Below are 10,924 nucleotides of genomic sequence, written 5' to 3'. Positions count from 1 at the left end.
ACCCGAAATGGGGCCCTGTGACACGCATCGCGTGTCGCGGGGCCCTGTTCCATCTCATATGTGAGCTACACTCGCCGCATGACCGATGACTACCTCTCCCGAGTCGGCACGCTGATCCGCGACGCGCGGCGGCACAAGAAGCTCACCCAGAACGAGCTCGCCGAAGCGCTGCAAACGTCGCAGAGTGCGGTCGCCCGCATCGAGCAGGGCAAACAGAACCTCAGCCTGGAGACGCTGGCCCGCATCAGCGAGGCGCTCGACACCGAGGTCGTGGCGGTCGCCTCGTCCACGCCCCTCAACCTGCGCATCAAGGGCGGCCGGAAGCTGTCCGGCGAGATCGACGTGCGCACCTCCAAGAACGCCGCGGTCGCCTGCCTCTGCGCGACCTTGCTCAACAAGGGCCGCACGACGCTGCGCAACCTGGCCCGCATCGAAGAGGTCAACCGCATCACCGAGGTGCTGACCTCGATCGGCGTCAAGACCCGCTGGCTACCCGACAGCAGTGACCTGGAGATCATTCCGCCGGCGAAGTTCGACCTCGCCGCCATGGACGAGACCGCCGCCCGGCGGACCAGGACCATCCTGATGTTCCTCGGACCGTTGCTGCACCAGTTCGACCAGTTCCAGTTGCCCAACGCCGGCGGCTGCGACCTCGGATCCCGCACCGTCGAGCCACACCTCTACGCCTTGCGCGCGTTCGGCCTCGACGTCGTCGCCTCGCACGGCTACTACCACGCCAAGGTCGACCCGTCGGTGCGTCCGGTCAAGCCGATCATCCTGACCGAACGCGGCGACACCGTCACCGAGAACGCCCTGTTCGCCGCCGCGCTGTACGACGGCGAGACGGTGATCCACAACGCCAGCCCCAACTACATGGTCCAGGACCTGTGTTTCATGCTGGAGAAGTTCGGCGTGCGCATCGAGGGCGTGGGCACCACCACCTTGCGGGTGCACGGCGTCAAGGAGATCAACAAGGACGTCGAATACCACCCCTCCGAGGACCCGATCGAGGCGATGACCCTCGTCGCCGCCGCGGTCGTCACCGAGTCGGAGATCACCATCCGCCGGGTGCCGATCGAGTTCATGGAGATCGAGTTGACCCTGCTCGAGGGCATGGGCATGAAGTACGAGATCGAGGGCGACGAATACGCCTCGGCCAACGGCAAGACCCGGCTCGTGGACATCACCACCAAGCCCGGTCCGCTGCGGGCGCCCAAGGACAAGATCCACCCGATGCCGTTCCCGGGCCTCAACATCGACAACCTGCCGTTCTTCGCGGTCATCGCCGCCTACGCGCAAGGCACCACCACCCTGCACGACTGGGTCTACGAGAACCGCGCGATCTACCTGACCGAGCTCAACGCGCTCGGCGGCAAGGTGCACCTGATGGATCCGCACCGGGTGATGATCGAGGGCCCGACCAAGTGGCGCGCCGCGGAGGTCATGTCGCCGCCGGCCCTGCGCCCGGCTGTCGTCATACTGCTGGCGATGCTCGCTGCCCCGGGTGTCTCGGTGCTGCGCAACATCTACGTGATCGACCGCGGCTACGAGGAGCTCGACACCCGGCTCAACAAGCTGGGTGCCGACATCCAGACATTCCGCGACATCTGACTCCGGCACGGGCAACCGTGACGCGGACCGCATTCTTCGATCATCCCGGCGTCATCGCGATGGCGCACCGCGGTTTCACCGACCACCCGGCCGCGCCGGAGAACTCGTTGCCGGCGTTCGGGGCGGCCATCGATCTCGGCTTCCGGTATGTCGAGACCGACGTGCACGCGACCGCGGACGGGCAGTTGATCGCTTTCCACGACGATCGGCTCGACCGGGTGACCGACCGCACCGGCGTCGTGGCGAAGCTGCCGTGGAGCTACGTGCGGCAGGCCAGGATCGCCGGCGCGGCGGAGATACCGACGCTCGACGCGGTGCTCGAATCGTGGCCGCACCTGCGGGTCAACATCGACTGCAAGGCACCCGGTGCTGTCGAACCGCTCGTGGCGGTCATCGAGCGACACCGGGCACATGACCGGGTCTGCATCGCCTCGTTCTCGGACACCCGCCGCCGCGCTGTGTTACGGCGCCTCTCCCGACCAGTGGCCACCTCCGGCGGCCAGTCGGTCATCGGTCGATTCGTGATCGGTGGACGCTCGCCGCAGTGGGCGCGTGTCCCCTTCGGACAGAACGCTCTTCGCGGTGTCGACTGCCTGCAGGTGCCGGTCTCGGCCAGCCGGGTGCGGGTCGTCAGTGCTGCAACACTGCGTCGGGCACATCGCGCCGGCGTCCAGGTCCACGTCTGGACGATCGACGAGGCGGTGCAGATGCACGCACTGCTCGACCTCGGCGTCGACGGCATCATGACCGACCGTGCCGACATACTGCGGCAGGTCCTCATCGACCGTGGCGAGTGGGTCGGCTGACTGGTTCCCGATTCGTTCACCGGCGACCCAACCAGCGACCGTTGCCGGTTACTCGCGCCGGTTACTCGCGCAGGTCAGCGGCGGCCGGAGCTGAACCCTGCCGCCGAGTGACCGCCACTGGAGCGACCGCCACCGGCGGACCGCCGGCCAGTGGCTCCGCGACCGGCCGACGACCGGCCGCCCGCCACCCGGCCGGCACTCGAACCACCGTTGGACCGGCGGCTGCTGCCGGAGCCGCCACTGGCCGACTGCGCGGAACTCGGTGCTGCGGAACCATTTACGGTGCGGCGGCTCTTGTTCCGGTTGCGCCCGGAACGCTGCCCGCTGCCGGTCTTGCGCGCGCCGGACGGCGATGCTGTGCCCTGCTTGCTCTTCGGCTGCTGCTGGGCCGCGGCAGGTGCGACATACCCGCCGTCGACCAGCACGCGGTCGCCGGGTGCCAGGTCGCGCAGCACCGGGTGATCGGTGTCGGCCACCTTGGTGGTGGTCGGCGTGATGCCGGCCGCCTTCGTCAGGTCGCGCACGTCCTTGCGCTGATCGTCGGTCATCAGCGTGATGACGGTGCCTTCCGCGCCGGCACGGGCGGTGCGCCCCGAGCGGTGCAGATAGGCCTTGTGCTCGGCGGGCGGGTCGGCGTGTATGACGAGCGCCACGTCGTCCACGTGGATGCCGCGGGCCGCCACGTCGGTCGCGACCAGCGTGCTCGCCGCACCGGAGTGGAAGGCGGCGAGGTTGCGGGTCCGCGCGTTCTGCCCGAGGTTGCCGTGCAGGTCGACGGACGGCACGCCGCGTTTGTTCAACTGGCGGGCCAGCGCCTTGGCGCCATACTTCGTGCGGGTGAAGATCACGGTGCGGCCGGGCGCCGCGGCCAGGTCCGCCAGGACCGGCACGCGAAGCTCGCGGTTGGCGACGTGCAGCACATGGTGACTCATCTTGGCGACCGGTGACTGCGCTGAATCCGCCTCGTGTGTCACGGGATTGCGCAGGAATTCGCGCACCAGGACGTCGATGGCCTTGTCGAGCGTCGCTGAGAAGAGCAGCCGCTGGCCGTTCTTCGGCGTCTGCTTCAACAACCGGCGCACTCCCGGCAGGAATCCCAGGTCGGCCATGTGGTCGGCCTCGTCCAGCACGGTGATCTCGACGGCGGCCAGTGAGCAGTGCCCCTGGCTGATCAGGTCCTCGAGCCGGCCCGGGCAGGCGATCACAATGTCCACGCCGGAACGCAATCCGCGCACCTGGGGGTTCTGGCCGACGCCACCGATGACCGTGAGCGTCCGGATCCCGGCGGTGTCCGCCAGCGGTTGCAGTGAGTCTTGGATCTGCGCCACGAGCTCACGCGTCGGCGCGAGGATGAGCGCTCGGGGCCGCCCGGCGGCGCGCTGGGTCCGGCTCTGCTGCAGACGGGCGACCAGCGGCAGGGCGAAGGCGTAGGTCTTGCCGCTGCCGGTGCGGCCACGGCCGAGGACGTCGCGTCCGGCGAGTGAGTCCGGCAGCGTCGCCGCCTGGATCGGGGTGGGCGTCGAAATGTCCTGTGCGGCAAGGACGTCGACGAGGCGCGAGGGCACGCCGAGGGCAGTGAACGATGAGGTCACGAAACTTCAATCTTGTCGGTTGCCTCGCCTGGCCAGCCGATTCCTGTGGTCAGGGGCTGCGCATGGAGCGTGCTCGACATGCGGATCAACTCGTGGCGAGAGCCGTGACGAGCAGATGGCACAAGGCTACCGGTCCGGGACCGGAATCGACGAATCGACAGGGCGTTCGGCGCCTGCACGGCACCGGCCAGCGTGCGCCCCCATGTGAGCAGCGCGACAGTCAGGATGGGGCGAACGCCTCAGAACCATCGATATCCTTGTCATGCCGATGAGTGACGCTGCGACCGGTCCCCTGCGCACCGCGTTCACCTTCGGTCCGCACGCCGGCGCACATCGTGTCGCGGCCCGGACCGGCATCTCGGTCTTCGTGCCGCTGGGCGTGCTGGTGCTGATCGATCACAGGGCGGCAGTCGTCGCCGTCGCCGGCCAGTTGGTGTCGTCGGCGTTCCGTTGGCACCCACCGGGATCCATCTTCCTGGTCTCCGGCATCACGGTCTGCGCATCCATCCCGGGCAAGGCCCACCTGGTCCCGGTCGCGGCTGCGGTGACGATGCTCAGCGCCGGATTCGCCATGCTGGTGGGCCGGATCGGTGCACTGCGCGAGCCCGCGCACCGGCCACGTGCAGTGGTCCCGTCCGCAGACCTGGGCGCGACACTGCGCGACCCGCTCCAACGCGGCACCGTCGCGCGGCTGTTGGCCGGCATCCTGCTCGCCGGGACCGTCGCGACCAGCTTCGGCGGCCCCCACCCGTCCTGGGCGATGGTCGCGGTCGTCGCGACCTTGACCGGCCCGCGGCGTCATACGCAGGTCATCCGGGGCGTGCATCGGGTCGTCGGCACCCTGGTCGGAGTGTTCGTGGCGTGGCCACTGCTCGAGACGCATCCCACGCCGATCGTGATGGTCGTGCTGATCATGGTGCTGCAGATGGCGGCTGAGCTGCTGGTCGGTCGCAACTACGCCGTCGCGCTGCTTGCCATCACGCCCCTGGCACTGCTGATGGGCCAGTTGTCGGCACCGCGGCCGATCGGCACGGTGCTCACCGATCGGGCGGTGGAGACCGCGCTCGGTGCGCTCATCGCGCTGGCCTTGCTGATCCCTCGGCGCCGGCGGTCGCCAGGATCCGCCGGACGACGGGATCGATGATCTGCGGCTCCCACTGGGCGCGTTCGGCCGCCGTCCCACGGTCGAGTGCCCGCTCCATCGCGCGAACCCGCGCGAGTTGCGCGATGAGCATCGCGTCGGGCATGACCGCCCGCAGCCGGCTGCTCGGCACCAGGTCCGCCCAGGCCGACAGGTAGGCCCGCACCCACCGTGCATCGCGTTCGGGGTCGGGCGGCATACCGAAGTGGCGTGTCGGACCGGCGAGCGCGATCAGTAGTGAACACAGCGGGTTTCCGACATACGCGTCACCCCAGTCGAAGAACCGGGAATCGTGGATCGCAGCCGCGGACCCCTCCGCGCAGAACACGTTGCCGGCGTGCAGGTCGTTGTGCTGGATGGTGTCCGGCAACTCGGACGCGGCCAATCGCTTCGCCGCCGCACGCAACGGAGCCGCGGCCGCTGGCCATGCGGCGCCACGCCCCGCGATCCAGTGCGCCACCAGGTCCTGCGGATCCCAGCGCGGCACTCCGGCGGCGACGAGGTCGTCGACCACCTCCATGGACGCACGCTGCAGCCGGGCATACCGCCGCAGCACACCGGACCACAGTCCGACGATCGTCTCGGCGTCGGCGACCTCGCGCAGCTGCGGTCCCTGGTCGGGCATCAACAGCCAACCGCGGTCCTCGTGCGATGCCCACACCTCCGGCAGCCGGTCGGGCGCGACCCGGGTGAGCAGTCGATGGATCGACGGCTCCGGCGACGTGCTCGGTGAACATGCCTTGAACCACGCCCGCCCCGCCGAGGTGTCCACCACGAGCTGGGTCGACCAGGCGCGGACCCGCGGCTGCCGGGGAGTCACCGGAACTCGCGTCAGGCCACGGCGTTCGAGGGACTCGTCGATCCAGCGGGTGGCTTCCTGCCGCCACCCATCGGTCTGCCAGAGCTGCGACGTCGAAGCGCTCACGCGTGCGACGACAGTCGCGCGATCAGCCGCGTGCCGATGACGTCCGGGGTGAGGCCGATCGCCTCCAGCACCTGACCGCGCGAGGCGTGCTCGAGATATTCCTTCGGTATGCCGAAGGTGTGCACCCGGGTCGCGACGTCGGCCTCGGCGAGCGCGTGCGCTGTCGCGACGCCGATCCCCGAGGTGACCAGGTTGTCCTCGACGACGACGACGTGGCGCACCGTGCGCGCCATACGCACGACGTCGTCGGACACCGGCAGGACCCAACGCGGGTCGACGACGAGTGTCGAATGTCCTTGCGCTTCAAGTTTTTCGGCGACTTGCAAGGCCGTGGGACACATTGAGCCGACACCGACGATCAAGACTTCCGGATCGGTCGCGTCGTGCAGCACGTCGAGAGAGCCGTCGGCGCGCACCGCCGCCAGCGGCTCGGCCACGTCGCCCTTCGGGAAACGGATCACGGTGGGCGCGTCGTCGACCACGACCGCCTCGCGCAGCTGGGCCTTGACCTGCTCGCCGTCGCGCGGCGCGGCCAGCCGCAGACCGGGCACGATGGAGCAGATCGACATGTCCCACATGCCGTTGTGCGAGGCACCGTCGGAACCGGTGACGCCGGCGCGGTCGAGCACGAAGGTGACCCCGGCGTGGTGCAGACCGGCGTCCATCAGCATCTGGTCGAAGGCGCGATTGAGGAATGTCGCGTAGACGGCGACGACGGGGTGCATGCCGCCGTACGCCAGGCCGGACGCCATGGTGACGGCGTGCTGCTCGGCGATGCCGACGTCGATGACCCGCTGCGGGTAGGCCTCGGCGAATTTGTCGAGCCCGACCGGGATCATCATGGCGGCGGTGATGGCGACCAGATCGGGCCGCTCGGCACCCAGCCGCACCATCTCGTCGCTGAACTCGTCGGTCCAGATCCGTCCGGCGACCTCGAACGGCAGGCCGGTCTCCGGGTTGATCTTGCCGATGCCGTGCATGTGGTCGGCCTGGTCGTCGAGCGCGGGCTGGTAACCACGACCCTTCTCGGTGATCACGTGCACGATGCACGGAGCACCGAAGGCGCGCGCGCGGCGCAGCGCCTGCTCGACCGCGGCCTCGTCGTGGCCGTCGACCGGTCCGACATACTTGATGCCGAGGTCCTCGAACATGCCCTGCTGCGGGTAGACGATGTCCTTGATGCCGCGCTTGACGCCGTGCAGGGTTTCGTAGACCAGGTCGCCGACCACCGGCGTGCCCTTGAGCGTCGTCTTGCCCCAGCCGAGCATCCGCTCGTAGTTGCGCGTCGTGCGCAGCGCGGCGAGGTGGTCGGCCAGTCCCCCGATGGTCGGGGCGTAACTGCGCTCGTTGTCATTGACCACGATCACCAGCGGCAGGTCGCGCTCGACCGCGATGTTGTTGATCGCCTCCCACGACATACCGCCGGTGAGTGCGCCGTCACCGATCACCGCGACGGTATGACGGTGTGGCTCGCCGCCGAGCACACGGGCCTTGGCGATGCCCTCGGCCCAGGACAGCGAGGACGAGGCGTGCGAGCTCTCGACGATGTCGTGCTCGGACTCCGCGCGCGAGGGGTAACCGGACAGGCCGCCCTGCTTCTTCAGCTGGGAGAAGTCGTGCCGGCCGGTGAGCAGCTTGTGCACGTAGGACTGGTGCCCGGTGTCGAACACGATGGCGTCCGAGGGCGACTCGAAGACACGGTGCAACGCGATGGTCAGCTCCACCACCCCCAGGTTGGGTCCCAGGTGCCCGCCGGTGCGGGACACCGAGTCGACCAGGAACTCGCGGATCTCCGCCGCCAGCTCGTCCAGGCGTTCGGCCGGGATCCGCCGCAGGTCCTCGGGTGACGAGATCGTGTCGAGCAGTCCCACGTCGTACGCGCCTTTCCTGGTCGGGTGTGCGTCGGTCGAGTCTACGCGTCGGTGGACGCTCTCCCTGTCAGGACGCCCGGGCCACGGGCCGGTTGCATCCGGTCGCCCGCAGCACGCAGACGCTGGTACCTTGGAGGACACACCTACCGACAGGGGAGCGCTTCGGCGCTGAGAGTGCGGCTCGCCCGCAGACCCTTGAACCTGCTCCGGTTAGCACCGGCGAAGGGAGTCACACATGGCAACTGTCAGCGCGCCCGAGCACCGGGCGTCCACCACCTCACTGCTGGCCTACCGCACCATCGACCTGGTCACGGTGGCCACCCTGGGCGTCGCCTCCGGCGTCGTCTTCTGGGCCTGGTCCCAGGCATGGAACGGCATCAGCACGCTCGCCCTCTTCACCGCTCCCCCGGTCCTCGGCCTGCTGAGCGGGCCATGGTTGATCGCCGGCGTGCTCGGCGGACTGGTGGTGCGCAAGCCCGGCGCGGCCATGGCAGCGGAGTTGATCGGTGCCGCCGTCGAGATGCTGATCGGCAACCAATGGGGCACCAGCACGCTGATCTCCGGCCTGCTGCAGGGGCTCGGCGTCGAGGTCGTGCTCGCCTTGGTGCTCTACAAGCGTTTCGGTGTCGTGGTGGCCGCACTCGGCGGCGCGATGGCCGGCGCACTGGAGATCTTCTACGAGTGGCACGCCTACTACTCGGCGTGGACCTGGAACTACAAGCTGGCCTATCTGGGCTGCACCATGCTGTCCGGTGCGGTCCTGGCCGGTGTGCTCGGCTGGTTGCTGGTGCGTGCGCTGGCCGCGACCGGTGTGCTGGACGCGTTCGGCGCCGGTCGTGAGCACCACGCCCGGAACGCGGTGTGACCGGCGCACACGCCACTCTGCGCGGCTTCGGCTGGCGCCCACTGGGACGTCGTGACGAGGTCGTCAGCGACCTCGACCTGACGTTCGCCCCGGGCCAGATCGTGCTGCTCGCCGGGGGCAGCGGCGCAGGCAAGTCGACGGTGCTGCGTGCCTTGGCCGGTCTGCTCGGCGACGCGGTGCCGGGCCAACGCAGCGGCACGGTCGAGATCGATGCACCGACCGGGCTGCTGTTGCAGAACCCCGCGGACTCGCTGGTGGCCGCCACCATCGGCCGCGAGGTCGCCTTCGGGCCGGAGAACCTCGGACTGGGCCGGGACGAGATCTGGCGTCGGGTGCACGAGGGACTCGACCGGGTCGGGCTGCGGTATGACGCGGACCGATCGACCTCGGCGCTGTCCGGCGGCGAACTGCAACGTCTCGCCCTCGCCGGCGTCCTCGCGGTACGACCCGGACTGCTGCTGCTGGACGAGCCGACGTCGATGCTCGACGACGAATCGGCCGCACGGGTCCGGCACTGCGTGCTGGATGCCGCACGCGCGAGCGGCGCCACGACGGTGATCGTCGAGCACCGCATCGGCCCGTGGTTGCCGCACTGCGACCGGGTCGTCGTCCTCGAACACGGCACGGTGATCGCGGACACCACTCCCGCGGTCTTCGTGTCCGAGCACCGGGACCGGATGCTCGATGCCGGGGTGTGGATGCCGGACGCGCCCGACCCGGAGCCCGTCCCAGTGGACCGAGCGCGGGTCGCGCCCGCGGCGCCCGGGCCGGAGCTGCGCGCCGACGCACTCCGGGTCGACCTCACCACGCGGTCGTTGCAGGGCCGCAGCACCCACCGCGCGCTCGACGGTGCCACGACGACGCTGCGAGCCGGCCGGCTGTCCGCCCTCGTCGGGCCGTCGGGAGCCGGCAAGTCGACCCTGCTGGCGGCGTTCGCCGGGCTGCTGCAACCCACGGCGGGCGGGGTGCTGGGCGCCGCACCTGCCTTCGCCCGGCGGCGTTCGGCCGACATCGCGGCCGCTGTCGGCTTCGTCCCGCAGAACCCCGAGCACGGCTTCCTGCGCACGACCGTGCGCGACGAAGTCGCGTGCACCGCAACGCGCCTCGGCCGAACGGTCGAGGTGGACGAACTGCTGACGTTGATGCGGTTGGACCATCTCGCCGGAGCGAACCCGTACCAACTGTCCGGTGGTGAGCAACGCCGACTGGCCGTGCTGGCCGCCCTCGCACACCGCCCGGGCGTCGTGCTGCTCGACGAACCCACTGTCGGGCAGGACCGGCACACCTGGGCGGCTGTGGTCGGCTGGATGCAGGCGGCCAGGGACGCCGGTGCCACCGTCGGCGTCGCGACGCACGACGTGGCGCTGATGCACCGGTCGGACGGCGTCATACAACTCAAGAGCGGGCAGGCGGTCGGATGAAGACCGTCATGTCACGCACCAACCCGCTCGCGCTGCTGGCCTTCGGGTTCTCCGCCGTGCTCGGTTCGTTCCTGGTCGATCGGGTGTCGGCCGCCGTGATCGTCGTCGCCGTGTATGCCGTGCTGGCGGCCCTCGTCGTGCCGAGCTGGCGCCCGTTGCGGTGGCGGCTGCTCGCCGTCGGATTCGCCGCGATCTCGCTGTGGTGGTCCTCGTGGCTGCTCGGCGGCCACGATCCGTCCCTGGCCACCGTCGCGGCGGGCCGCATCCTGGTGCTGGCCCTGCCCGGCGCGATCGTCGCGGCATTCATCGACCCGATGCGCTTCGGTGACGCGCTGGCCCAGAACCTGCGGCTGCCGGCGCGATTCGTCGGGGCGTTCGCCGCCTCCCTCACCCGCTTCGACCGGCTCGGCGAGACCTTCGAGCAGCTGCAGCGCACCCGCCGGATCCGCGGTTTCGGGCCGACCCGCAGCCCCCTCTCGCGGGCCGCGAGCACCGCGCCCCTGACCTTCGGGCTGCTCGTCTCGGCGATGCGCGGCGCGACCCAGCTCTCGCTCGCCATGGATGCGCGCGGCTTCGCGACCGCGCAGCGACGCACGTGGGCGCAGCCGTCACCGTGGCACCGACGCGACACCGTCGTCGTCGTGGTGGCGGTGCTGGTGACGATCGTCCTCCCGATCGCGCTGGGGTGAGCG

At 69.9% G+C, this 10,924-nt stretch carries 9 protein-coding genes and 1 riboswitch; of the genes, 6 read left to right on the top strand and 3 right to left on the bottom strand.

The window, feature by feature from the left end; genetic code table 11:
• The first annotated feature begins 78 nt into the window (after nucleotides 1–78).
• Nucleotides 79–1,611, top strand: a complete 1,533-nt coding sequence (locus ACYVBN_RS05675; RefSeq protein ID WP_440283031.1) for a helix-turn-helix domain-containing protein — start codon at nucleotides 79–81, stop codon at nucleotides 1,609–1,611.
• 17 nt (nucleotides 1,612–1,628) lie between these two features.
• The gene (locus ACYVBN_RS05670; RefSeq protein ID WP_460599653.1) at nucleotides 1,629–2,417 is read left to right on the top strand and encodes a glycerophosphodiester phosphodiesterase; all 789 of its coding nucleotides are present in this window, start codon (nucleotides 1,629–1,631) and stop codon (nucleotides 2,415–2,417) included.
• 74 nt (nucleotides 2,418–2,491) lie between these two features.
• Here ACYVBN_RS05670 and ACYVBN_RS05665 read toward each other — a convergent pair whose 3' ends face one another.
• Nucleotides 2,492–4,009 carry a DEAD/DEAH box helicase gene (locus ACYVBN_RS05665; RefSeq protein WP_460599652.1) on the bottom strand — a complete coding sequence of 506 codons (1,518 nt, stop codon included), beginning with the start codon at nucleotides 4,007–4,009 and terminating at the stop codon, nucleotides 2,492–2,494.
• Nucleotides 4,010–4,277: 268 nt separating this feature from the next.
• Between ACYVBN_RS05665 and ACYVBN_RS05660 the strand changes: the two genes are divergently transcribed.
• On the top strand, nucleotides 4,278–5,153 hold the full coding sequence (locus ACYVBN_RS05660) for an FUSC family protein (protein ID WP_460599651.1): 876 nt from the start codon (nucleotides 4,278–4,280) through the stop codon (nucleotides 5,151–5,153).
• Here ACYVBN_RS05660 and ACYVBN_RS05655 read toward each other — a convergent pair.
• Together ACYVBN_RS05655 and dxs are read right to left on the bottom strand one after the other, a co-directional pair.
• Nucleotides 5,083–6,075 (bottom strand): aminoglycoside phosphotransferase family protein, encoded by a 993-nt coding sequence (locus ACYVBN_RS05655; protein WP_460599650.1) that lies wholly within the window; start codon nucleotides 6,073–6,075, stop codon nucleotides 5,083–5,085. The two genes, ACYVBN_RS05660 and ACYVBN_RS05655, sit on opposite strands and share 71 nt — an antisense overlap.
• The gene (gene dxs / locus ACYVBN_RS05650; RefSeq protein WP_460599649.1) at nucleotides 6,072–7,946 is read right to left on the bottom strand and encodes a 1-deoxy-D-xylulose-5-phosphate synthase; all 1,875 of its coding nucleotides are present in this window, start codon (nucleotides 7,944–7,946) and stop codon (nucleotides 6,072–6,074) included. The genes ACYVBN_RS05655 and dxs overlap by 4 nt, the downstream gene beginning before the upstream one ends.
• Before the next feature lie 141 nt (nucleotides 7,947–8,087).
• Nucleotides 8,088–8,191, top strand: a riboswitch (TPP riboswitch).
• Here dxs and ACYVBN_RS05645 point away from each other — a divergent pair.
• From ACYVBN_RS05645 to ACYVBN_RS05635, 3 genes are all read left to right on the top strand, one after another.
• Nucleotides 8,182–8,811 (top strand): ECF transporter S component, encoded by a 630-nt coding sequence (locus ACYVBN_RS05645; RefSeq protein WP_460599648.1) that lies wholly within the window; start codon nucleotides 8,182–8,184, stop codon nucleotides 8,809–8,811. Its footprint overlaps the riboswitch before it by 10 nt.
• Nucleotides 8,808–10,232, top strand: a complete 1,425-nt coding sequence (locus ACYVBN_RS05640) for an ABC transporter ATP-binding protein (protein ID WP_460599647.1) — start codon at nucleotides 8,808–8,810, stop codon at nucleotides 10,230–10,232. The genes ACYVBN_RS05645 and ACYVBN_RS05640 overlap by 4 nt, the downstream gene beginning before the upstream one ends.
• Nucleotides 10,229–10,921, top strand: coding sequence for an energy-coupling factor transporter transmembrane component T family protein (locus ACYVBN_RS05635; RefSeq protein ID WP_460599646.1), 693 nt, complete (start codon nucleotides 10,229–10,231; stop codon nucleotides 10,919–10,921). Before ACYVBN_RS05640 ends, ACYVBN_RS05635 begins: the two co-directional genes overlap by 4 nt.
• Nucleotides 10,922–10,924 lie beyond the last annotated feature (3 nt).

The sequence above is a fragment of the Flexivirga lutea genome (assembly GCF_054778955.1).
Note: the sequence above shows the minus strand (reverse complement) of the source record. Positions and strands in the feature narration are given on the sequence as shown.

Excerpts from the sequence above, each read along its gene's own strand:
- ACYVBN_RS05645 (WP_460599648.1), top strand. The coding sequence starts at position 8,182 with ATGGCAACTGTCAGCGCGCCCGAGCACCGGGCGTCCACCACCTCACTG.
- ACYVBN_RS05675 (WP_440283031.1), top strand. The coding sequence starts at position 79 with ATGACCGATGACTACCTCTCCCGAGTCGGCACGCTGATCCGCGACGCG.
- ACYVBN_RS05635 (WP_460599646.1), top strand. The coding sequence starts at position 10,229 with ATGAAGACCGTCATGTCACGCACCAACCCGCTCGCGCTGCTGGCCTTC.
- ACYVBN_RS05660 (WP_460599651.1), top strand. The coding sequence starts at position 4,278 with ATGAGTGACGCTGCGACCGGTCCCCTGCGCACCGCGTTCACCTTCGGT.